Origin of the sequence: Trichloromonas sp., assembly GCF_041583255.1 — a bacterium.
Taxonomy (GTDB): Bacteria; Desulfobacterota; Desulfuromonadia; order Desulfuromonadales; family Trichloromonadaceae; genus Trichloromonas.
Map to the genome: position 1 here is coordinate 1 of NZ_JBFHGD010000028.1, position 22,374 is coordinate 22,374.

General features: G+C 59.9%; 18 protein-coding genes. 8 read left to right on the plus strand and 10 right to left on the minus strand.

Annotated features, from left to right (window positions below; translation table 11 throughout):
• On the plus strand, positions 1 to 943 hold a 943-nt coding region (locus ABYV89_RS03960; RefSeq protein WP_432821632.1), incomplete at its 5' end, for a thiamine pyrophosphate-dependent enzyme.
• Between the two features lie 44 nt (positions 944 to 987).
• Here the strand turns inward: ABYV89_RS03960 and ABYV89_RS03965 are convergent.
• The 6 genes from ABYV89_RS03965 to ABYV89_RS03990 all read right to left on the minus strand — a co-directional run bounded on the left by ABYV89_RS03965 (position 988) and on the right by ABYV89_RS03990 (position 8,404).
• Positions 988 to 1,821: a hypothetical protein gene (locus tag ABYV89_RS03965; RefSeq protein WP_432821633.1), complete on the minus strand. Its 834-nt coding sequence runs from the start codon at positions 1,819 to 1,821 to the stop codon at positions 988 to 990.
• The gene (locus tag ABYV89_RS03970) at positions 1,811 to 2,626 is read right to left on the minus strand and encodes a citrate synthase (RefSeq protein ID WP_432821634.1); all 816 of its coding nucleotides are present in this window, start codon (positions 2,624 to 2,626) and stop codon (positions 1,811 to 1,813) included. Before ABYV89_RS03970 ends, ABYV89_RS03965 begins: the two co-directional genes overlap by 11 nt.
• 2 nt (positions 2,627 to 2,628) lie before the next feature.
• A complete protein-coding gene (locus ABYV89_RS03975) occupies positions 2,629 to 4,758 on the minus strand; it encodes a TonB-dependent receptor plug domain-containing protein (RefSeq protein WP_432821635.1) in 2,130 nt (709 codons plus the stop codon).
• 119 nt (positions 4,759 to 4,877) lie between these two features.
• Positions 4,878 to 6,578 carry a sensor histidine kinase gene (locus ABYV89_RS03980; RefSeq protein WP_432821636.1) on the minus strand — a complete coding sequence of 567 codons (1,701 nt, stop codon included), beginning with the start codon at positions 6,576 to 6,578 and terminating at the stop codon, positions 4,878 to 4,880.
• A gap of 24 nt (positions 6,579 to 6,602) precedes the next feature.
• Positions 6,603 to 7,529 carry an ABC transporter substrate-binding protein gene (locus ABYV89_RS03985; protein WP_432821637.1) on the minus strand — a complete coding sequence of 309 codons (927 nt, stop codon included), beginning with the start codon at positions 7,527 to 7,529 and terminating at the stop codon, positions 6,603 to 6,605.
• 137 nt (positions 7,530 to 7,666) lie between these two features.
• On the minus strand, positions 7,667 to 8,404 hold the full coding sequence (locus ABYV89_RS03990; protein WP_432821638.1) for a DUF1847 domain-containing protein: 738 nt from the start codon (positions 8,402 to 8,404) through the stop codon (positions 7,667 to 7,669).
• A 220-nt stretch (positions 8,405 to 8,624) separates the two neighbouring features.
• Here ABYV89_RS03990 and ABYV89_RS03995 point away from each other — a divergent pair, with 220 nt between their 5' ends.
• Together ABYV89_RS03995 and ABYV89_RS04000 are read left to right on the plus strand one after the other, a co-directional pair.
• Positions 8,625 to 9,458, plus strand: coding sequence for a PstS family phosphate ABC transporter substrate-binding protein (locus tag ABYV89_RS03995; protein ID WP_432821639.1), 834 nt, complete (start codon positions 8,625 to 8,627; stop codon positions 9,456 to 9,458).
• Between the two features lie 47 nt (positions 9,459 to 9,505).
• Positions 9,506 to 12,247, plus strand: coding sequence for a bifunctional diguanylate cyclase/phosphodiesterase (locus tag ABYV89_RS04000; protein ID WP_432821640.1), 2,742 nt, complete (start codon positions 9,506 to 9,508; stop codon positions 12,245 to 12,247).
• A 10-nt stretch (positions 12,248 to 12,257) separates the two neighbouring features.
• Here ABYV89_RS04000 and ABYV89_RS04005 read toward each other — a convergent pair whose 3' ends face one another.
• The 4 genes from ABYV89_RS04005 to asd form a co-directional block, all read right to left on the minus strand.
• Positions 12,258 to 12,842 (minus strand): hypothetical protein, encoded by a 585-nt coding sequence (locus ABYV89_RS04005; protein ID WP_432821641.1) that lies wholly within the window; start codon positions 12,840 to 12,842, stop codon positions 12,258 to 12,260.
• Between the two features lie 166 nt (positions 12,843 to 13,008).
• Positions 13,009 to 14,352, minus strand: a complete 1,344-nt coding sequence (locus tag ABYV89_RS04010) for a DUF1015 domain-containing protein (RefSeq protein WP_432821642.1) — start codon at positions 14,350 to 14,352, stop codon at positions 13,009 to 13,011.
• 111 nt (positions 14,353 to 14,463) lie between these two features.
• On the minus strand, positions 14,464 to 15,177 hold the full coding sequence (gene tsaA / locus ABYV89_RS04015) for a tRNA (N6-threonylcarbamoyladenosine(37)-N6)-methyltransferase TrmO (protein WP_432821643.1): 714 nt from the start codon (positions 15,175 to 15,177) through the stop codon (positions 14,464 to 14,466).
• A 145-nt stretch (positions 15,178 to 15,322) separates the two neighbouring features.
• A complete protein-coding gene (gene asd / locus ABYV89_RS04020) occupies positions 15,323 to 16,420 on the minus strand; it encodes an aspartate-semialdehyde dehydrogenase (RefSeq protein WP_432821644.1) in 1,098 nt (365 codons plus the stop codon).
• Between the two features lie 214 nt (positions 16,421 to 16,634).
• Between asd and ABYV89_RS04025 the strand changes: the two genes are divergently transcribed.
• From ABYV89_RS04025 to ABYV89_RS04045, 5 genes are all read left to right on the plus strand, one after another.
• Positions 16,635 to 18,269, plus strand: coding sequence for an ABC-F family ATP-binding cassette domain-containing protein (locus tag ABYV89_RS04025; protein ID WP_432821645.1), 1,635 nt, complete (start codon positions 16,635 to 16,637; stop codon positions 18,267 to 18,269).
• A 215-nt stretch (positions 18,270 to 18,484) separates the two neighbouring features.
• Positions 18,485 to 18,877, plus strand: a complete 393-nt coding sequence (locus tag ABYV89_RS04030) for a type IV pilus modification PilV family protein (protein ID WP_432821646.1) — start codon at positions 18,485 to 18,487, stop codon at positions 18,875 to 18,877.
• Positions 18,874 to 19,431, plus strand: coding sequence for a prepilin-type N-terminal cleavage/methylation domain-containing protein (locus tag ABYV89_RS04035; RefSeq protein ID WP_432821647.1), 558 nt, complete (start codon positions 18,874 to 18,876; stop codon positions 19,429 to 19,431). Before ABYV89_RS04030 ends, ABYV89_RS04035 begins: the two co-directional genes overlap by 4 nt.
• A complete protein-coding gene (locus tag ABYV89_RS04040) occupies positions 19,428 to 19,949 on the plus strand; it encodes a hypothetical protein (protein ID WP_432821648.1) in 522 nt (173 codons plus the stop codon). The genes ABYV89_RS04035 and ABYV89_RS04040 overlap by 4 nt, the downstream gene beginning before the upstream one ends.
• A 36-nt stretch (positions 19,950 to 19,985) precedes the next feature.
• A partial coding sequence (locus ABYV89_RS04045) for a pilus assembly protein (RefSeq protein WP_432821649.1) occupies positions 19,986 to 22,374 on the plus strand: 2,389 nt, incomplete at its 3' end.

A 22,374-nucleotide genomic window follows, 5' to 3' on the forward strand; every position in this document is an offset into this window, starting at 1 on the left:
CCTGTTTGACGAGGACGTCGACCTGGTGCTGGCAGTCAATACCAAGCTCGGCGAGACGATCCTCTGTGGCGGCGACGAAAACCGGCTGCTCAATGACAAGCTGGTTCACATCGATGTCGTCGCCGAACATTTCACTCGCTCGCCCATGGCCCGGCTGCACGTCTGCGGCCATCCGCGGCTGGTCTTCGAAAGTCTCAATCGGCAACTGCGGGCCGTGAAGAACAAGGATGACAGTCCGGTCGAAATTCACCTGGCCGACGCCGACGGACTGCCCGCCGGAATTCTTCTCGACGACCGCGCCGCCTGCCAGGCCGACGATGCGCCGCTGAAGCCGCAGCGGGTCATGTTCGAACTGGCCTCCAGGTTTCCCGATGAGACCCGCTTCCTGGTCGACGCCGGCAACAGCTGGTCGTGGGCGACCCACTACCTGCATCCGCGCAGCAGCGGCAAGTACCGCATCGGCATGGGTTTCGGCGCCATGGCCTGGGCCATCGGCGCTTCGGTAGGAACCGCCTTCGGCTGCCCGGGCAGCCCGGTCGTCTGTTTGACCGGTGACGGCAGTTACCTGATGAGCGGCCAGGAACTCTCGGTCGCGGTTGCTGAGAAGCTGCCGGTGATTTTCGCGGTGATCAACGATCGTGCGCTGGGGATGGTCAAGCACGGACAGCGGCTGGGAGGGGGGGAGCCGGTGGCTTTCGAGCTGCCGCCGGTCGATTTCTGCATGATCGCCAGGGCCATGGGGGCCCAGGCCTACTGCATCCGGTCGCCGAAAGATTTTGCCGCCCTTGATGTGGGCAAGATCTGCCGCCACGCCGGGCCGACCCTGCTCGAAATCCACATCGACCCGGAAGAGACGCCGCCCATGGGCGCCCGCATGAAGGCGCTGGTGGGGAAGAAGGGCGGAAAGCAGGAAGCCGTTCGAAATGTCTGGATAAAAAACTGAGTGCAAACTATCGGGGCGGCCCTGGATTCCAGGGCCGCCCCTGACTATTTGTCGGGAACCGGGCGCGGCGGCTTGCCCTGGTAGTCGATGTCGTCGCAGCGCATGGGGAGGAAGGTTTCGGGAGGGCGTTCGTAGGTGTCAACATAACATGCTGTCACGCCACTCGAAACGATGGCAGAACATAGACGGCATGCTTCTTCTGGTGAGAACCCCTGGTCGGCCAGAAAGGCTGACATGTAGCCGGTGAGGTTAAGTCCTTCATCATATCCGGCCATCAGGAAATTTTCTATTTCAAAAGCCAGAGTCATATGGTCCCCGTGGGAGAATCCAAGTTCGCTGGCAATTCTTTCCATGGCTTCAATTCGTTCGTCCCCCTTTGCTACCGGACGTGCAAAGCCCATGATAACAGGTTTGCCGCCGGGGATTGCGTCCTCCTGTTCAACGATTTCCTTGACGCTCAGTCCGTTTCTGAATTTCTCAGCAGCTTTTTGGATGAATGCTACCCCGTCAATCAGGGTATTAGGACCATAAATCCTTGAAAATGCTGTTTGCACACCAGCAGCGGTGGAGGCAATGGCAGAGGTTCGTAGTGAACCGCCGAGGGCAGCAACCTGATTGCACCATATGCGAGGATCTGGCCAACTCATACAGATGTAGGTCGCTTCAACCCAGTCGGCAAGGTTTTTTGTAGGGAGCTTACCTGTTGCATTTAATACGACAAACTGGCCGTAGGAAACCTTCCCGACTAGATCCTCCATCATGTTGAAACCATGACAGAATACACCAGTTCCCATAATCCAGCCGCCGTTACGGCTATATATGACACCGCGCTTCTCGTCCCAAAAGTTGGTATCGCCTCTTTCTGTATCAACGCTCAATGAAATAATCCTCGTCTTTAATGAAGGGTAAAGCCGTCAATGGCTTGTTGGCAAACTCCATTCCATGAACAAGCATGCCGGGGGCACTGAGCAACTGAAAAAGGCCTGGCCCGAAACGTGGCTGAATCCCGAGGTCGGCGAAGATGGCTGCAGCTAACCCTGTTGCTAGCCAACCGTGACCGTGATTGTTCAAAGCTTTTGCAAAAGTCTGTCCCCATGCCAAGCATTTGCCAGCGGCGGGCAATGAGGATAACTTGTCGGCCTGCTTCTGGGGTAGCTTGTCGATGCCGCCAAAGCGGCAACCGAAGCCGGGAGCGACATGCCAATCGCCTTCGGTCGGAGGAGTCGCTTCGGCAAACAGTGTGTCTGAGACGAGGTTGGGGTCGTTTTTAATTTCCTTGCGGAGAAATCGCATGCTTTCTTCGATTTCTGCAGCGCCGAGGTGGCGCCCGCTAAGCGTGGTCAGGGCCACAGGAAGGATTTGGGTGGTATCCGTTTTGCCTACGCCGACGCACATGGCAGCCCGAGTGGCGGGGTGACGAGGGCCTGGGTTGATCAGGGCTATCATCAGTTGTTCGAGCAGTTGAGCTTTTTCCACGGAGGGAAGTTCACCTTGAAAGAGCAGAAACAAAACATCAACAAAACTGCGTTTTTCCATCAGATCAAACAGATTGTAGCCGTGACAACTGCAGTCTTCGGCAATATATGGGTTTTCCGATGAAGCCTTTTCTTTCCAGATTTTTGTCATTGGTCGCTGGGTGAACGTTTCCTCACGCCGGCGTACTTTCCCATGGATGCTTGACATTCTTACATTCTCCAAATCATTTCAAACCACACGCTGCGACCCTCCAGCGGGTAATCATCGGGGATAGTTCCGTCGCTTGGCTCATGGGCGTCTTCATCAAAAACATTGTGGGCCGAAAGAGCGACATCCAGATTTTTGTAAAGGTTGTTACGTCGTAATGTCAGGTCGACCAATGTGTAATCATCGATTTCTGGTCGAGGGTCGCTGGTCGCGCGAACTCGGTTGCCTACCCAGGTTGCCTGTGGGGAAAACGTCCACGCGGGGAGAAACTTCCAGTCGGCTTTCAGGTAGGCCTGTTGCCCTGGTGCATCAGCAATTCGTTTATTCGTCTTTTTATCTTCAGAATGCTGCCAGACATAGTTGCCGCGGAAGCGGAGCCTTTCTGTGACTTTCCAGTCCATTTCCAGTTCGAAACCGTGACCATCCTGGTCACGAGCATTCTGGGCAGTGCGCGACGTGCCGTTTTGGTCGGGGACAAATTCGATGAGATCCTTGGCTTCGTAGGCGAAAAGACTCAGGCCAAATTGAAGGTCAAGCGTGGGTTTGTAGTCGAATGCCAACTCCAGGGTATCGATAGTTTCAGGTTCAAGGTGGCTGTTCCCCTGGGCGACCGGGTTGTTCACCGCATAGAGTTCAGAGAAGGACGGTGCTCGGAATGCGGTACCGTAAAGGAGCTTGGTCGTCAGATTGTGCCGGGTGGCCCATACCAGGGCCATGCGGGGATTGACTGTGTCGCCTGTATCGGAAAAATCATCGTAGCGAATACCGGCGGTCAGTTCCCAGTCCGGAGCGAATTGCCATTCATCCTGCAATGACAGGAAGGTGACTTTACGGGATTTGTCTGGAGCATAAACATAAGGAGTGTTGGAAACATTTGTCATGGTTCCATCGACAAGCCCTTCTGTGCCATCGATTATACCGGGCCCAAAGTTTTTTGACTCTTGTGTGTCTAATTCTTGGCGCTTGATGCCGGCCCCAATTCGAATGCTGTGATTATCGAATCCTGAATAGACAAGTGTTTGGTCCAGCCCCGCAATTTCAGATGTGCCATCCGGTCTGGCAAGTAACCCTGCGGGAAAGGAGACCACGCCTGCCGGATTGGTGAAATTGATATTGCCGTCAGAGCCTATCAGCAGGGTTGTTCCTGCCGGCAGCAGGTTGAAGTCGATGTCATTGTCCAGGTACTGATAGCTGACGCGGGTGGTCAGGTCCCAGTCGGGGTGCAGGTCGGTATTGTGCCAGGTAAGGTCGGTCAGATACAGGTTGTCGCTCTGGCTTCCCTTGGGGTCGAGAGCCTGGGCAGCGCCGGCTCCTAAGCCGGCATCTTCAAGTCGCCAATTCCATAGATGGAAGCGCCAGTTGCCGCGTTCGATATTCAGGTGTGTGTTGAGCACCTCGTAGCGGGTGTCCAGTGCCCCCGGTGCGAGTGATGCGCTGGTCCCGAAGGCATCAGGGGCGTCCAAGGCGGTCTGGGCGTCGCTCTTGACCACACGATCACGGTCGCCGTCGGTAGTCTGCCATTCGAAGGAAAAAACCACATCCCAGCCGGCATAGGTATCGCCGTGCTGTAGCCATAAGTCCTGGGTATCAAAAGATCCCGTCCGGCCTCCGATTTGTGTGCCGCTGATGTCGGCAGCCTCTTTGGTGATGATGTTGATGACCCCGGCGAAAGCGTCGGCTCCGTAGACGGCAGAGCCCGGTCCACGAATGATCTCGATCCGCTCGATGTTGGCGACCGGCAGACGGAACAGAATCGGATGAGCACTGGACCAAAGCTCAGGGAAGGATATCCCGTTCATCAGTATCAGCACCTGGGGATTGAAGCCGGTGTGGATGCCGCGAATCGAGTAGACCGAGTCGAGCCGGCTCAAGGTCGACAGCGAGACGTGCAGACCGGGGACGGTTTCGAGTGCCTGATCGAGTGTCGTGGCCCCCATCGCCTTGATGTCTTCCGCCGTGATGACGCTGGCGACTGCCGGGGCCTTGGTGATCGGTTTTTTGCTGCCGGTGGCGATGCTGATGAATTCCTCGTCGCCGTAGAGCGCCGCCAGATCGTCGTCCTGGGCCCAAGCGCTGGGCAGGAGGGCTGCCGTCAGCGCCAGTGTGATCAATAGGACTCTTGCTCTTTTCATGCTTCCCCCTGTGATTCAGGCGGCAAGGTACTGCCTTCCGAATTTACGGATCGGTAAAGTGTCGAATCATTAAAGTGCCCCCTCCGGGAAGTTCGAATATGAAAATACATGCGGATCATTTATGCCTGCGCTGTCTGTGGTTCTGGCCAGGATGGCGCCGGGGCGGTGTCGTCTGGCCTGTCGGCGGATGGTTCAGTTTCTTCGCGGTCGAATTCAAACGCAGCCTGCTGTTCGCCGGGCGGCAGGGGCGAGGATTCCGGTGCGGTTTCGACCTGGATCGGCAGCGGGATGCGGATGGTGAAGGTCGAGCCGGCGCCCGGCGTGCTGGAAAGCAGGATGTCGCCGCCCATCAGCCGGCAGAAGCGCCGGGTTATGGCCAGGCCGAGGCCGGTTCCTTCGAATTTGCGGGTGGTGCTGCCGTCGGCCTGGCGGAACTCTTCGAAAATGACCACCTGCTGGTCCGGAGAGATGCCGATCCCGGTATCGCTGACGTCGATGCACAGCAGTTTCCTGTCGAGGCGGGCAGCCAGGGTCACCGTGCCGCTGGTGGTGAACTTGCCGGCGTTGCTGAGCAGGTTGAGCAGGCTCTGCAGCAGCTTTTCGCGGTCGATGCGCAGATCTTTGAGCTCGCCGTCGATCGTTGATTCCAGCAGGTTGCCGTTCTGCTGCATAAGCGGCTTTACGGTTTCGAGGGCCTCCTTGAGCAGGTTGCGGATATTGACCTGCTCGAGGCTGAGTTCCATTCGCCCCGCTTCGACCTTGGCCAGGTCGAGGATGTTGTTGATCAGCGAAAGCAGCCGCTTGGCGTTGTGGATGACCCGGTTGAGGTCTTCGACGCTGTCGTAGCGGCCTTCGATCTCGAGTTCTTCCCTGGCGACGTCGGCATAGCCGATGACGGCCTGCAACGGGGTGCGCAGTTCGTGGCTCATGTTGGCGAGAAACTCGGATTTATGCCGGCTGGCAGTGAGCGCGGCGTCTCTGGCCTGAACCAGCTCGCGGGTGCGGATGGCGACTTCGGTTTTCAGCATCTCCCGATGGTTGCGCAGGCGCTGATCGCGTTCCTGCAGGCTGCTCATCATCATGTTGAACACCCCGGCCATGTGGATGATTTCTTTCGGCCCCTGCAGTTTGGCATAGACGTGGGTGCCCTCGTTTTTCGCTTCTTCCATGACCCCGGAAAGTTCGTAGAGCGGCCGGGTCATGCGCTTGATGCCGAGATTCATCAGCAGCAGCAGCCCAAGGGCAAAGGTGAAGGCAATGGCGATGTTGTTCCAGAAGAGATGCAGCTGCATGTTGCGCAGGGTGCTTTTCCCCATGTTCACGTAGGCGTAGCCGAGCAGTTCTCTGTTGGCGCTGTGGGTTGCGAAGAGCGCCTCGCCTTCATTTCTTTCACTGGAATCTTCGGCGCTGAAGACCGGGGCGACGAAAAACCACTCGGACTCCGTTTCCAGCATCAGGGCTGGTTTCTCGATGGCCGGCGACAGCGACATGGAGGGGCGGCTGCTGTCATCCGTCCCCAGCGTGAACAGCGCGGTCCCCTCGGGGTCGAGAATCCCGGCGAGGCGGACGTCGGGGAAGCTGAGGATGGTCTTCATCGGCTTCAGGGCGTTTTCTTCGCTGCGGTAGAGCAGGGCGAGCAGACTCTGGTCGGCCAGGTTGCCGGTGATCTGCAGCCCCTGGGCGAGCATCAGCTCCTGGGTCCGGTTGCTGCTGACCCAGGCGGTGGTCAGCGCGGCGGTCAGGGCCAGGCCGAAAATGCCGATGGCGACAATGCCGAGCAGTTTGCCGCGAAAGCCGATTTGAGAAAGCCAGTGAATCATCAATTCTTCCTGTTCCGCCGCAGGTTACGGAAACTTCAGCTGAAACGAATCCTGCTGTTCCGAAGAAAAGTTTAAGCCCAAATGAGCCGCCGTTCGCAGGTTGACCGCGGTCTGCAGGTCTTTGGTCGGGATCAGGGTTGCGGGATTGGTCCCCTGATTCATCTGCCTGGCCATTTCAGCCAGGCTCTGCCCCAGCCCGTAATTGTCGGGGAACTGGGAGAAGAGCGCCCCCTGTTTGGCGTGCGAAGGTTTGCTCGAAAAAAGGACGAACCGTTTGTTCCAGGCGGCTTCAAGCAGCATCGGCAAAACGACTTTGTCGTTGCCGCCGACATCGTCCATGGTCAGCCAGACGGCGTCGGTGTCCCCCAGCTGTTTTTCGATCAGGTCCCGGTAAGCGGTCACCGCCTCGCGCAGGTCGTTGGCCGGGAAGGCCAGCAGTTCGAGCTGGTTTTCCCGGGCGGCGTCCTTTGCCCGTTGAACCAGCCAGCCGCTGTCGGCGGGATTGTAAACGACGAAGACGCGCTTGGTCCTGGGGGCCAGTGTTTTCAGGTTGCGCAGCAGGGCGGCCGGGTCGGCGGCCATGCTGATGCCGGAGAGCCCGTTCGGGGCCAGCAGCACCGCGCCGACAATGACCGGCATCCGGTTTTCCAGTGATTTGGCCATCTGAAAGCCGCGACTTCCCAGGGTGATGACGCTGTCCGGCCGGCGGGATGAGAGCCACTTCTGGACCTTGCCAGGGTCGAAATTCTCCGGCAGGGCGTAGGGGATGACCTGGCTGCCGCTGCGCGACTCGATGCCGCGGATGATGTTGTTGAATACCGAGAGGTAGGGTTCCCGCACTTCGGGATAGAGAACCGCCACCCGGGGGGCTCCCCAGGCGGCTGTCTGGGGCGGAATCCACAGCAGCAGGCTGAGGACGACAATCAGGATGTTGAGGATGGTTTTATTCACAAGCCCGATATGTGCGGTAATGGACAGGAAAATGGGTTTGTCGACTTCGCGTCGACCCGTGTGGCGATGGGACCGGCCCTCTGCCCACGGGTGGGGAGTTAGCAGGATCTGCGCCGAAAATATCTAATGAGCCAGGTTTATTCTTCTTTTTCTTTTGTTTCGAGCACCGGCTGCTTCTGCAGGCGTTTGTAGTAGAAGTTCTGGCCATAGAGTACCGCGACCGGGTTGTGGCCGGTGACCCGGTCCTTGACCACCAGGGTGGTGACCGGTGCTTCGGAGTGCTTGGCGAACAGCATGTCGTGGCCGACACAGAGACCGACGATGATATTCATGTCGGTGCCGGCCTGGTTGAGCAGGCGGGCCTGGGCGATCGGGTTGCAGGCCGGTTCAAAGGTGCCCGGGCGAACTTTGTCCTCTTCGCTAAGGCCCAGTTCCAGCTTGTCGATGCTGCCGGCCTTGCAGCAGACCGACAGCGGCTCGAACCCCTGGGCCTGCAGGATGTCGACCAGTCTGGAGCTTTCTTCGAGCAGGCCGATGCAGGTGCCGATGCCGATTTTTCGGTAGCCCATCAGCTTGGCCAGGGCGATGGTGTCCTCGACCCTGGTCCAGCGGGCATTGACCGCGTCGGAGCCCGGTACCGGCTGATAGCAGAGTCCTTCGACCTGGGCGGCCACCCGCGCCAGTTTGGCATCGCCGTCATCGCCGGTGTATTGGCGAAACGATTCCTCGATGATGGTCGCTTCCCGTTCCGAAGGGCAGTAGCCGGGACGGGGGGGGCGCCCTTCCGGGGCGCTCCAGCAGTTGGTGGTGCCCTGTTTTTTCCAGAGGACGCTGCAGTTGGCGCAGGCGAGGGGGGCATGGTTGGGTTCGCTCATGTTCGATTCTCCATCGGATAAATTCGAAAAGGCATATGGGAATCTTATTTTGATGGTAACCAGCGAAAAAAACAAGGACGTCTTTTTCCCAGAAATGTAATGAAGGGCCAGGTTTCCGGCGACTGCCGGCGATAATTTTATTTGCGGTTTTCCGGCGCAGGGCACGGAGCTTGCTGACACATGTCTGTGTTTGAATGTTGTGCGCAAGGAGTTTTGATTTATGGTTCGGTTTGTTCGGTCCCTGACCGCCGTGGCGGCCGTCCTGGTATTTCTGGTTTCAGCGGCCGCTGCTGCGGAACCTCGCGTCCTGATTGAAGGGTCCGGCGACAGCCAGGAACTGCTGCGGGGGTTGGCCCAGGCCTTTTCGACCGCCCATCCGGAGCTGGTGGTCGAGGTGGGGGAGAGTATCGGTTCGACGGGCGGCGTGCGTGCGGTCGCCGGTGGTCGCAGTGAACTGGGGCGGGTCTCCCGTCCACTCAATGACAAGGAGCGATACCTCGGCCTTGAGTACCAGGTTTTTGCCTGGTCGCCGGTGGTCTTCGCCGCCAATCTGCCCGGGGGCTGCCTGGATAATCTCGCCTCGGAGCAGATCCTCGGCCTCTATTCGGGGGCGATCAGCAACTGGAAAGAGCTGGGCCCCTGCCCGGACCAGAAGATTTATCTCGCCGTTCGCGAAGAGGGGGATTCGTCCCGCCGGGTTCTCGAGCAGGAGCTGTCCGGTTTTCAAGAAATTGACACGCCGGCCGGTAAAGTCATTTATTCGACACCGCAGACGGTCGAAATTCTCGAGACCGTCCCGTTCACCCTCGCCTACGTCCCGCTGGCCGCGCTGGGCGGCAGCAAGCTGGTCGTCTTTCGCCTGGACAGTGTCGCTGCCGATGCCGCGGCTGTCCTGCGGGGAGATTATCCGGCGGTCACCCCTTTTGCTTTGGTCTGGAAAAAGCCTCTAAGCGCAACGGCCCGGATGTTCCTCGATTTCGTCGGCAGCCCGGCCGGTGAAAAGATTATCCGTGATTTCGGCGTGGTGCCGGCTTCAGCGGATTTGCCAAAGTAACGCACCCGCGATGACTAACGGCGAACCATTTCGCCGGGGACGTGAAAATGCTGCGCTCGCTCAAGCATAAATTCATGCTGGTCCAGGCGGCCGGGATCCTCTTCAGCTTGCTGATGGTGGCGGGCAGCAGCTACCTGCTGCTGGTCGATTCGGTCAAGAGCACCCAGTCGGCGAATCTCAGGGCGCGCTCCGAGCACCTGGCCAGCCTGGTAGAGCACGACCTGGAAAACTACAGAGAGGTTTTCCAGCGCATCGAAACGCTCGATTACCATGTCAATTTTCGCGACCTTCCCCTGTCCAGGCATTTTGCAAAGTTTCAGTTCAAGTTTCCGGTTCTCAGCTACATCAACAGCAGCGGCGGCGAAGAGGTCAAGGTCGTCAGCGGAAAGAAAACGGAGCAGTTCGCCGAATTTGCGGAGGCGGCCTGGTTTCAGGAGGCCATGAGCCGGCCCAATCAGATTATAACCGTCGGGCCGCAGCTGATTCCCGAGCTGGGAGAGCCGGGTCTGCAGCTGGTGATGGCCCGGTTCGACTATTTCGGCGATCGTTTTATCGGGCTGCTCAGGGGGGTGATCCCGGTTGCCCTGCTCTCCCATGAACTCGAGGAGCAGAAGAACGATATTCAGGATCGGATCTGCCTGCTCGGCCGGGACGGTCGGCTGCTCTATTGTTCCGCCGATTGCGGCAAGCCTGGCGTGGTCGTCATGGCGGCGAAAGTTTCACCGCTTGCCGGCGCTCATGGCGACCATTCGGGCGGGGTCCGGCGCGACCTGATTCACGGAACCGACAGTTATGTCGCTGCGACTGTCGTCCCCTCGATCGGGTGGACGGTGGCCGTGTCGATGCCGTACGCGGACTTCATGGCCGCCCCCCTGCAGATGAAATACATCACCCTGCTGGTCGCCCTGGTCGCCCTGATGCTCGGGCTGTCGCTGATTGTTGCGCTGAGCGAGCCGTTGCTGCGGCATCTGCGCCAGATCGTCCACCATACGCAGCTGGTTAGCGCCGGGGAGCTGGGACACCGGCTCAATATCCGGCGCGGCGACGAACTGCAGGATTTAGCCGATTCGATCAACCAGATGACCGAAAGTATCGCTCTCGAACATGCCGGTCGCGAGGCGCTTGACCAGCTGCTGCAGTCAATCATCGATCCCCTGGTGGTGACCGGGGAGGACGACCGGATCGTTAAGGTCAACCAGGCGACCCTCGAATTGTTGCGGGTCTCCCGCGTCTCCCTGCTCGGGCAGCCCCTGCAGAGCCTGTTCGGCGAGCAGGAGACGCTCAGGACGCCTGGCGGAGTGCATGAGCTGATGGTCAGCGGAAGGATCCGCAATCACGAAACAACGGTCCTGCAGGAAAACGGCCGGCCGGTACCGGTTTGGTTTTCCTGCTCGCGGATCGATTCGGCCCGGCCTGAGCAGGGCGGGATCATCTGTATCATCAGGGACATCCGCGAGCGCAAGCAGGCCGAGAAGGAAATCACCCGCCTGGCGTACTACGACAGCCTGACCGGGCTGCCCAACCGGACCCTGCTGCTCAACCGCCTCGACCAGGCCCTGCTGCAGGGTGAGCGGGAGCATATGGCCAGAAATGAGCGGTTGGCGATTCTGCTGCTCGATCTTGACCGGTTCAAGTACGTGAACGACTCGTTGGGGCACGATGTCGGCGACCTGCTGCTCAAGGAGATGACTGCTCGGCTTAAAGGGGTCTTTCGCGCCAGCGATACCCTGGCCCGCCTGGGGGCGGATGAGTTTGTCGTGCTGCTGCCCCGGGTCAAACAGGCCGAGGATGTCGCCGGCCTCGCCCGCGACGCCATGGCGGTCTGTTCCCGCGCCTTCCAGGTGGCCGGGCAGGAAATCTTTTCGTCTCTGAGCATCGGCATCGCACTCTATCCGGACGACGGGAAGGGCAGCGTTTCCCTGCTGAAAAATGTCGACGCCGCCCTGCACCACGCCAAAGCCGGGGGGCGCGGCTGTTTCCGGTTTTTTTCCCGGGAAATGGACCAGAAATCCCGCGAGCGGCTGCGCCTTGAGAGTCGTTTGCGCAACGCCGTCGGCCGGCTCGAAGGTTTTTCACTCCATTACCAGCAGCGGGTCGATCTTGCCAGCGGCCGCATCGTCGGTGTCGAGGCGCTGCTGCGCTGGCAGGATGACGAACTGGGGGCGGTTTCCCCTGACCGGTTCATCCCGGTGACCGAGGAGACCGGACTCATTCTGCCCCTTGGCGAATGGGTGCTGCAGACCGCCTGCGCCCAGGCTCAGAGTTGGCGGGCCGAAGGCCTGCCGCCGGTAAAGATGGCCGTCAACCTGTCGGGCTGTCAGCTCAAGGACCCCGGGCTGGCGGATCTGGTCGAACGGATTCTGCAGCGGACCGGTTTTGACCCGACCTGCCTGGAGCTGGAGCTCACCGAAAGTATGCTCATGGAATCGGTGGAGAGGAACATCGAAACCATGCGGCAGCTCAAGGCGCTTGGCGTGTCGCTGGCGATCGACGATTTCGGTACCGGCTATTCATCGCTGCGCTACCTGCAGCATTTCCCCATCGACGTGATGAAGATCGACAGGTCTTTTGTCATGGAGATCGGCAACGGCAAGCAGGATTCGGCGATCATCAGGGCGACCATCGCGCTGGCTCAAAGCCTGAATCTGCGGGTGGTCGGGGAGGGGGTCGAGACGGAGACGCAGCTCGATTTTTTGCAGAGCCACCAGTGCAACGAGGTTCAGGGGTATCTTTTCAGCCGGCCGGTTTCAGCCGGTGAGTTCAGGGGCCAGCTGTCCCGGCAGGGATAGCCGGGTCAGCTCAGTCTTCGGTTTTCCAGCGCCACCAGGCGGGAATGACACCGCTGCTGGCGACCTTCACTTTCTCCAGCAGTTTTGATCGTTCTTCGGTCAGGTCGAGAATCCTCTGGCGCGTCCGCTGCCGCATCGAAAAATCCCCGCCGTTAAGTGCTTTTCTGAAGTCGTTCTTGGCGGCTTCCCGTTCCCGGTCGATCCGTTCCGCTTCATTCCGCAAGAATTCTGCGGTTGCTTTAGGATCCTGGGGGGGCGGCAGCCGCGACTCGGAGTTCGCAGGCGTGTCGTCGTGCTCTGTTTCTGGCAGCGCTGCCACGTAATTGTTCTTTGGGGCAAAGGTGATCCGCTTGATGGCTGTTCTAACCCGGCGGTCGCCGGGGGCAACCGGGGCGATGTAGCGGACGGTGCTGCGGGGGATGCGCGTCATGGTGCCGTTGGTGAGCAGGCGGATGACCTCTTTGTCCACCTTGTCCACCCAGTAGTCAGAGGCGTACAGCTCTTCCCCGGATTTCAGCAGCGCCTTGTACTGGGCACTGGCCTGGGAGGGGGCCAGGACGGCGATCAGCAGGGCCAGCAGGGCAGCTTTTCTCATGAAGAAAAATTTCATGCGACCGGGACCATGGCAAAAAGGTGTGGAAGGCAAAGGGTTTGCTGGCCGCCGGGACAGGGCCTTCATCCCGGAAGATTAACCGTTTGTATCACTGCACTTGTCTGGCTGTCAAGGGCGGGCCGGGACGCTGGCCCGATTTCCCCCCCGCTCAGAGGGAAATCTTGCGGCACTCCATGTAGAACCGTTTCTCGTCCGCTTCGCCCATGGAGAAGGTCTTGCGCGGCAGGGCGCCGTCGAGGATGATGGTTTTGAAGAGGTCGTGCTTGGAGATGGCCGGCAGGTAGAAGCCGAGATTGCTCGGCCGCTTGCCCAGCGCGGTGACCGTTCCTTCGCCGTGGATGTAGTCGATGCGGGCCTTGGGGTGATCGGCCAGGAAGTGGTCGAGAAAGGCCTGCAGGGTGGCCACCACCAGGTGCAGCGGCGGGTTGTCGATAACGAACAGGCCGCATTGTTCGCCGGCGATGAAGGGAATCAGGTGCCGCCCTTCCTGCTTGAGTCGGCGGCTCTTTTCCGGCAGCGAATCGAGGTCGCCGCAGAGTTCGCAGCTGAAGGCGGCGCCGGCTTTCCGGTAGAATGCTTCCGCCTGCTGGATCAGCTGGTCGAACTCGATATCGAACAGCACCCGGTGAATCGCTTCGAATTCCAGACCCGGATCATGGATGTTGACCAGTTCGACCAGGGCGAAACGGGCCGGGTGGTCCATGATCGCTTCGCGGTCGGCGGCCGTCTCCTTGAGCTTTTCCCAGATCGCCTTGGCGGTGGCGAAGGAATGATTGCCGTCGCCCATGGCGTAAAGGACCACCGGCTGGTCATCGACCTGGTAGCGCGCGGCGAATCGCCCAGGCTCGGCCAGCCGGTCCAGGGCGTCGACGACCTGCTGGATGGCCGCCGGGTCGTCGACCCGCCAGCCCCTGAGGTGACCGCCGCCCAGCATCAGCGGAAAGTCGTAGGCGACCGGCAGCTGACGCCGGCAGAGGGGCTCGATGACGGTCTGCTCGGGGTCGTCGATCAGCACCATGATGTGGGGCAGTTCAATCGGCGCCTTCTCCCGCACCCGGATGCGCGGCGGCAGGCGGTCGAGGATGGTCCCCTCGGTGGCGCGGATCAGGGTGTCGGCACCCGGCCGGTAGTCGTACTGCTCAAGGTCGAGGGCAACCATCAGCCCTTTGCGCGAGGGCGCGTGCTCGGTCGCGCGGTCGACCAGGATGAAACCGGGGGTCTGCGACTCGAGAACCCCCTCGTCGAGGTAGCTCTCCATGGCGGCGTTGATGGCGCGGATCCGCGCGTCGCCGTCCGGCTCTTCCAGGTGCACTTCGGGAAAGATCAGGTTCAGGGTCGTCGGCTCCCCGGCGGTCAGCTCTTCGACCTTGTCCCAGTATTCGGGCTGCGAGGTGTACTGGTCGCAGGCGATCACCGCCCACTTGCTGAGGTCGAGGCCGGTTTTGGGGAGCAGGATGGTCGGAACCTGGAGGGCGATCTTGTCGAAGGGCATCGGATACGTCCTTAAATGAAGTGGGTCAGAGACAGCGCGTTCAACATTGGTAGCACAGTTTGGCCCCCTTGAAAACCGCAAAAAGGGCTTGCAGGATGGATGGTTGCGCCGCTAGCCCGGTCCGGCGGGCACGATCTCGATCACCTTCGCCCAGCCGGCGCCGGCCTGCCAGCGCACGTCCCGGTCGAACAGCCGCAGGCCGTAGACCCGTGGGATCTCCTGATTCTTCCGGTAGGCCGGTCGCGGGTCGTACTGCAGGATCTGCTCGATCAGCGTCCGCAGCCCCGGTCGGTCGGCTTCCAGCTCCCGGCAGCAGGCCAGGGCTTCAGCGCTGAACTCGACCCGCAGCGAGGGGGGCGGCGCGTTGTCGGCGAAGCCGCCGCGGGCTTCGGGGAGGCTGTCGGCGTAGGGGAGGTAGGGTTTGATGTCGAGGACCGGGGTGCCGTCGAGCAGGTCGGCCCCTTTCAGTTCCAGCAGCCATTGGCCGTTTTTTTGATCGATGCCGACGAGCTCGACCACCGACAGGCCGATCGGGTTGGGCCGGTGGGTGCCGCGGGTGGCGAAGACGCCCAGGCGCTGGTTGCCGCCGAGCCGGGGCGGGCGCACGGTGGTGCGCTGCTGGTTGTCCGGGCAGGCGTGAAAGACGAAGAGCAGCCAGAGGTGCGAGAAGTCCTCCAGCCCGCGCAGGGCTTCGGCGCAGTTGTACGGGGGGAGCAATTCCAGGGTGGCGCGGGCGTCGGGGGCCAGGCCCGGCTGGCGGGGGATGCCGAATTTTTCCTTGAAGCACGAACGGATGATGCCGACGGTGCGAAAGGTGAATTCCACGAAAACTCCCGGATAGAGGAAGGGCCGGGTCTCACGGCCCGGCCCTGCGGTTGTTGGTAGGGGCGGCCCCATGTGGCCGCCCTTGGTTTTCGATGTTGGCGGAAGCACGGGCGGCCACGCGGGGCCGCCCCTACGACATGCCGGTTTATTTCTCGCTGAGGATCCGGACCATGCGCCGCAGCGGCTCGGCGGCGCCCCACAGCAGCTGGTCGCCGCAGGTGAAGGCCGAGAGGTACTGAGGGCCCATTTTCATCTTGCGCACCCGGCCGACCGGAGTCATCAGGGTGCCGGAGACGGCGGCCGGGGTCAGCTTGGCCAGGCTGTCGGCCTTGGTGTTGGGCACCAGTTGCGCCCACTCGTTGTCGTTGGCGATCATCGCCTCGATATCGGCGATCGGTACGTCCTTGTTCAGCTTGATGGTCAGCGCCTGGCTGTGGCAGCGCATGGCGCCGACGCGGACGCAGATGCCGTCGATGGGGATCGGTTTTTCGCTGCCGAGAATCTTGTTGGTCTCGACCAGCCCCTTCCACTCCTCGCGGCTCTGGCCGTCTTCGACTTCGCGGTCGATCCAGGGGAGCAGGTTGCCGGCCAGCGGAAAGCCGAACTCCTTGGTCGGCATCGAGCCGTCGCGCAGCGCCCCGGTCACCTTGCGGTCGATCTCGAGGATCGCCGAGCCGGGATCGGCCAGCAGCGCATCGACGGTGCCGTGCAGCGAGCCCATCTGCGACAGCAGCTCACGCATGTTGGGGGCGCCGGCGCCGGAGGCGGCCTGGTAGGTCATCGAGGTCATCCACTCGACCAGGTTGTTGCGAAACAGTCCGCCCAGGGCCATCAGCATCAGGCTGACGGTGCAGTTGCCGCCGATGAAATCCTTCTGGCCGGCGGCCAGTGCCTTATCGATGACGCCCCGGTTGACCGGGTCGAGGATGATGACGGCGTCCTTCTCCATGCGCAGGGTCGAGGCGGCGTCGATCCAGTGCCCTTTCCAGCCGGCCTTGCGCAGTTCGGGGTGAACGGCCTTGGTGTAGTCGCCGCCCTGGCAGGTGAGGATCACGTCGAGCTTCTTCAGCTCGCTGATGTCATCGGCGTTCTTCAGGGTGCCGGCGTTCATCGGCGCGGCCTGGCCCGCCTGGGAAGTGGAAAAGAAGACCGGCTCGATACCGGCGAAGTCGTTTTCTTCCTGCATGCGCTGCATCAGGACCGATCCGACCATGCCCCGCCATCCGACAATACCGACGTTCATTATCTGCTCCTTGCTGAGGGTTTTGGTGAAACGAGCGAAGTATAACCGAAATCAAAAAAAAAATTAAGGGGACAGATGCGTTTTAAGGGCAAAAAACATAAAAATATTCATCGGAGCCTTAAAGGGTTTTCCTTGGCCGTGGCGTGAGAAGGGGGTTGCGCCGACCGGCCTGCTCGTGCTAACAGTGCGGGACTTTTTTCGACGGAGATTCAACATGGTTCACCTGACCAACATCACCCGCCAGCACGGCAGTCGCGTGCTCTTCGCCAATGCCAGCTTTCAGATCCTCCCCGGCTCCCGCAGCGGCCTGGTCGGCCCCAACGGCGCCGGCAAGTCGACCATCTTTCGCCTCATCACCGGCGAGGAGGTGGCGGATGCCGGCGAGATCAGCTGCAGCAAGAAGAACGTGATCGGCTATTTCTCCCAGGAGGTCGGCGACATGGCCGGCCGCAGCGCCCTCGAGGAGGTGATGGCCGCCTCCGCCCGCACGGTGCAATTGGGCGAGCAGATTCAGCAGATGGAAGCGGCCATGTGCGAGCCGATGGAGGACGATGCCCTGGCCGCCCTGCTCGAAAGGTACGGCGACGCCCAGGAGGAGTTCGAGCACCGCGGCGGCTACGACCTGGAAAGCCGCGCCCAGGCGGTGCTCACCGGTCTCGGCATCGGCCCCGATGACTACGGTCGGCCGGTCGAAAGTTTCAGCGGCGGCTGGAAAATGCGCATCGCCCTGGCCAGGATCCTGACCGTCAACCCCGACGTGCTGCTGCTCGACGAGCCGACCAACCATCTCGACGTCGAGTCGATCGTCTGGCTCGAGAACTGGCTGGCCGAAGAGTACAAAGGGGCGGTGCTGATGACCAGCCACGACCGCGACTTCATGAACCGCCTGGTGACCCGCATCATCGAGGTCGGCGGCGGCACCATCACCACCTACGGCGGCAACTACGATTTCTACCTGCGCGAGCGGGAGATCCGTCGCGAGCAGCTGTTGGCCAGCCACCGTCGCCAGCAGGAGATGCTGGCCAAGGAAGAAGAGTTCATCGCCCGCTTCGCCGCCCGCGCCTCGCATGCCGCCCAGGTGCAGTCGCGGGTCAAGAAACTGGAGAAAATCGAGCGCATCGAGCTGCCGCCGGAGCAGAAAACCATCAAGTTCGAGTTTGTCGAACCGCCCCGATCAGGGGATGACGTGGTCAAGTTCGACGGCTTGGGCAAAACCTGGCCCCTGCCGGATGGCGGCGGCAAGTCGGTTTTTGGCGGAGTTTCCGGTCTGATCCGCCGGGGCGAGAAGATTGCCGTGGTCGGGGTCAACGGCGCCGGCAAGTCGACCTTTCTCAAGGTGCTCTCCGGGCAGACCGAGCCGACCACCGGCAGTTCGACCATCGGCGCCAACGTTCATCTGGGCTACTTCAGCCAGCACTCCATGGATCTGCTCGATCCCAAACGGACCGTCTTCGAGACGGTGCAGGACGCCCTGCCGATGGCTACCGTCGGGGTGCTGCGCAACCTCTGCGCCGCTTTCCTGTTCCAGGGGGACGACGTCGACAAGCGGATCGACAAGCTCTCCGGCGGCGAGAAGAGCCGGCTGGTGCTGGCCACCCTGCTCGGGCGGCCGCTCAACTTCCTGGTTCTCGATGAGCCGACCAACCACCTCGACATCCAGTCCCGCGAGATCCTGCTCGAGGCGCTGCAGGGCTTCACCGGCACCCTGGTGCTGGTCAGCCACGACCGCCACTTTCTGCGCAGCCTGGTGAACCGGGTGTTCGAGATCGACCATGGCGAGATGCGCCCCTACGAGGGGGACTACGAGTATTACCTGCACAAAAGCGGACGCGATCATCGGATGGTGTGAACGGCCGGGGATTAAATAACAGTTTCCGACTTGGCGAATCTGTGGTATGGATTTTGCTAAATATATTTAATTCAGATGCTCCTATTCCAAATGGGGGAATGCCCTTTCTGCATTCCCATTCAATGCCTGCATGCTCAGTTACACTTTTCTGAACTGATCAAAGACTTAATTCGCCAACAGCGAAAGCTGACAATTCGTACTTACGAAGGTTTTTTATGGTGTCGCAAGAGAGTTTCCTGCCGAAACCGCTGAAAAATGCCCGGGGTTATTCCCTTGTTGAGCTGATGGTAGGGGTCGCGATCTTCACTATTGCCATGACGGCCATCCTGACCATGGTTCTGTCGTCGATCCGTGGCAACGCCTCCTCCCAGCGCATGACCGAAGGCCGTTTTCTGGCGCAGGGAAAGCTGGAGGAGCTGCTCAATGTGCGGCCGGTGGCCAGTCTGGCCAATGACGGTGACGCTCCAGACGATGGGTTGTATCAACGCCGTTGGACGATTACGGCTGGGCCCACGGCAAGTTCCCGCTGGGTTGCGGTGGAGGTCAGCTGGGATGGCGGCGATCATAAAGTGACGCTTCGTTCTTTGGCGAGGGATGCCGGATCATGAATCAAAAAGGGATCACTCTCATTGAAATGGTTGTGGCCATGGCGATTGCCGCGGTCATCGGCGGGATTGTTTTCTCGGTTTTTCTGAACATGAACCGGACGGTCATCGATCAGAATTCTGTCGTCGATGTGCAATCCGCCGGGCGTAATGCCATGGGGGGCATGGTGCGGATCTTGCGCGAGACCGGGCTTGATCCTCTGGGAACCGCCGATGCCGGCGTCGAAATCGCCACGGCAACCAAACTTCGCATGACACGGGACGCCAATCTCAACGGGGTAATTGAGAACGGCTTGCAGGAACGGATCACCTTTGAATTTTCTGGGGGTTCGTTGCGGCGGGGGTACGATGAAGGGACCGCCAGCGAAAGCTGGACGACCATGAGCGACGATGTTTTGAACCTGACGTTTACCTACCTGGACGCAGAAAATGATCCGGTAACGGATCCTTTCAAGGTTCGAGTGATTATCTTCAATCTGACCCTGCGGGATGACAAATCCGGCGGGGGAAATTTTACCCGCAGCTTGACCACCACCGTGCAGGGGCGAAATTTATGAATAAAGCCAGAGAGCAGCGAAGGCTGCGTGATGAGAAGGGGGCGGTCTTGCCTTATATTCTTGTCAGCGTCTTTTTCCTGAGTTTTTTGTGGATTTTGAGTCTCTCAAGGACCACCGGCGAATTCAAATGGGTGGGATTCAATCGTCAGGTGACCGACCAGTTTTATGCTGCCGACGCGGCGTTGGCGGTAGCTTACGAAAATAAAAACTTTTGGATGACGGACGCATTTCACGCCGATATCGAGAATGATGCGGCTACGGCGGTCTTGGACAACAAGACCATGATCGACGAAAATGGCGACCCCCTGGGAACCCTGGCTTTCCGGCCCATTCAGGACGAGGACGCAGCGGCCGCGGCCGCCAACAACCTGCCGGTGCAGCGTCACGAGGTTTCTCCTCCCGAGGGGTCCGGGCATGGGATGAAGTTCTTCGTGATCAAACGTTTTGGCGTCACTTCCGTTTCGCCCGACGGCAGCAGGCAAATTCAGTCCGGAGCGTGGGTACTGCAAAATAAATAGTCGTCAGTCAACCATCTAAGATTGATGGAGGGGCCTATGAAAAAACTTGGTTGCGTTCTTGCCGTGGTAATCTGTTTGACCTGGCCGGCTCTGGTGGTGGCCGAAGACCTCGACATCTATGGCATCGGGTCGGTCGATGTCAAGCCGAATGTGCTGATTATTTTTGATAATTCCGGTTCGATGACCTCGCGGGATATTGTTCCTGCGCAGCCATATGACAAAAATAAAACCTACTCCGGCCCTTTTGCTTCCAGTAAAATTTTCAACAAGACCGCCTCATTCCCGATTGTTGAGTACGGTGGTTACGTCGATAGTCTTGCTCATGTTACCTGTGACAGGGTAAGGCCCGTAGCGACGGACTTGGGCAATCAGGGGGTGGTAGAAAATACCAAAATCAAAATATCCGGGAACAATAAAGCTATTTGCAGTGAAGATCCAAATCACACCGAAACCTTGTACATGGGCAACTATCTCAACTACATGCGCACCAGGCTGGAGGTAGCCCAGGAGGCGGTTGTCAATTTGCTCAATGCGACCGACATGGCCAATTTTGGTCTGATGACCTTCAATGCGGTAACCTCAGGATCCCCTCCGAACTCGGATGGAGGCCGCGTGGTCCAGGCAATCGGCGCACAGAAGGCTACCTTGATCCCTGCGGTCAATGGGGTCGTGGCCAATGCCGCGACGCCCCTGCCGGAAGCCCTGGCCGAGGCGGGGCTCTACTTTGCCGGGAAAACCAGCTTCTTTAATAAATCAGGCAGCGCGTTCATTCGGCACACCAGTCCGATTGCGTACCCCTGTCAGAAAAATTACATCATTTTGATGACCGACGGGGAACCCTATGACGTTGATACCATGCCCGGCAGGAGCTATCTCGGAGCGCCCGAGCCGGCGTTGACAGATGCTGGAGTAGTCGGTGTGGCGGGGTCACTTCTGGACGATGTCGCCGCGTATCTGCAGACCAAGGATCTGCGGTCGGATCTGGGGGCAGCGGGTGACCAATTTGAAAAGCAGACGGTAACGACTTATACGATCGGTTTCAAGACCGATCAGCCACTCTTGAGGAGTACCGCAACCCGCGGCGGCGGCGCTTATTTTACCGCCCAGAATTCCCTGGCGCTCAAGGATGCTTTCGACACCATTATCGACAGTATCCAGGAGCGCAATGCTTCGTTTGTCGCTCCGGTCGTTCCGGCCAGCAGCGGCAACCGGGCCTTTGCCGGTGACCGGATCTATATGGGTTTTTTTAAACCCAAGCAGAGCGGACGCTGGCGCGGCAATCTCAAAGCTTACAAGCTGACGGCCGCGGGGGGGCTTCTGGATAAGAACGACCGGCCGGCGACCGATGCCGATGGCATGATCAAACTGGCTGCGCAGTCGTTGTGGTCCACGGTCGTCGACGGCTACGAGGTCGACAAGGGCGGCGCCGGCGGCAATCTGATCACCAACGATAGTCGGAAGATCTATACCTATCTTGATGGAAATACCCCAAATCTGTTCGACAGCAGCAACCGGTTTGTTGACGCTAATGCCGGCCTTACCGCAACCCTGCTAGGCGTGGAGGGGCTGGGGGCGGCTCTGCGCGCCGACCTGATCAGATCGGTTCGGGCCGAAGATAGCGAATGGCCACTGGGCGATATCGTGCATTCGGAGCCGGTGACGCAATATCACCTGATCGATACCAACTCGGACGGGGCTCCCGACACGACCAAAACCTACATCTATGTGGGGGCCAACGACGGTATGTTGCATGCTTTTGACGGCGATGACGGCAGCGAAGTCTGGGCTTTTGTCCCGCCTGACCAGCTTGCCCGGCTGAAAAAGCTCGGCAATGGTACCCATGACTATTTCGTTGATGGGTCGCCTTCACTCTTCAGTGACGGCACGAGCAAGACCCTGATCTTTGGCGAGCGGCGCGGAGGGGTCTACTATTATGCCCTCGATGTGACGATTCCTCTGCAACCGGTCTTGAAATACCATCTTACCGAGGCTCATCTGGAGGTTCTGGATTGGGATAACAGTGGGGATGATGAAATCGGCGAGGGCGCGGCTCTCGGGCAGTCCTGGTCACGGCCGCAGCCCATTCGACTTAAAATCGGTGAGATTGGGCACGACGTATTTCTGCTGACCGGTGGCTACGATGTCAACCAGGATGCAGTGACTCCGGCGGCAACGGATTCGGCAGGGCGAGCCATTTACGCGATTGCCGCCGGCACCGGTACGGTAACCGGTTTGAACGTGAACGGTGCCCTCTGGTCAGCGATGACCCATTGCATTCTTGACGCCACGCCGATCGATCGGGACTACAACGGTTATGTCAACCGGGTCTATGCGGGGGATTTGGGTGGCAACCTGTTCGCCCTGCGGGACGATAACTATGATGGCGACTGGGAACGGCATAAACTTTTCGATCTCCCTGCCACGA

Excerpts from the sequence above, each read along its gene's own strand:
- ABYV89_RS03970 (WP_432821634.1), bottom strand. The coding sequence starts at position 2,626 with ATGTCAAGCATCCATGGGAAAGTACGCCGGCGTGAGGAAACGTTCACC.
- ABYV89_RS03975 (WP_432821635.1), bottom strand. The coding sequence starts at position 4,758 with ATGAAAAGAGCAAGAGTCCTATTGATCACACTGGCGCTGACGGCAGCC.
- ABYV89_RS03980 (WP_432821636.1), bottom strand. The coding sequence starts at position 6,578 with ATGATTCACTGGCTTTCTCAAATCGGCTTTCGCGGCAAACTGCTCGGC.
- ABYV89_RS03990 (WP_432821638.1), bottom strand. The coding sequence starts at position 8,404 with ATGAGCGAACCCAACCATGCCCCCCTCGCCTGCGCCAACTGCAGCGTC.
- ABYV89_RS03995 (WP_432821639.1), top strand. The coding sequence starts at position 8,625 with ATGGTTCGGTTTGTTCGGTCCCTGACCGCCGTGGCGGCCGTCCTGGTA.
- ABYV89_RS04000 (WP_432821640.1), top strand. The coding sequence starts at position 9,506 with ATGCTGCGCTCGCTCAAGCATAAATTCATGCTGGTCCAGGCGGCCGGG.
- ABYV89_RS04005 (WP_432821641.1), bottom strand. The coding sequence starts at position 12,842 with ATGAGAAAAGCTGCCCTGCTGGCCCTGCTGATCGCCGTCCTGGCCCCC.
- ABYV89_RS04010 (WP_432821642.1), bottom strand. The coding sequence starts at position 14,352 with ATGCCCTTCGACAAGATCGCCCTCCAGGTTCCGACCATCCTGCTCCCC.
- asd (WP_432821644.1), bottom strand. The coding sequence starts at position 16,420 with ATGAACGTCGGTATTGTCGGATGGCGGGGCATGGTCGGATCGGTCCTG.
- ABYV89_RS04025 (WP_432821645.1), top strand. The coding sequence starts at position 16,635 with ATGGTTCACCTGACCAACATCACCCGCCAGCACGGCAGTCGCGTGCTC.
- ABYV89_RS04030 (WP_432821646.1), top strand. The coding sequence starts at position 18,485 with ATGGTGTCGCAAGAGAGTTTCCTGCCGAAACCGCTGAAAAATGCCCGG.
- ABYV89_RS04035 (WP_432821647.1), top strand. The coding sequence starts at position 18,874 with ATGAATCAAAAAGGGATCACTCTCATTGAAATGGTTGTGGCCATGGCG.
- ABYV89_RS04040 (WP_432821648.1), top strand. The coding sequence starts at position 19,428 with ATGAATAAAGCCAGAGAGCAGCGAAGGCTGCGTGATGAGAAGGGGGCG.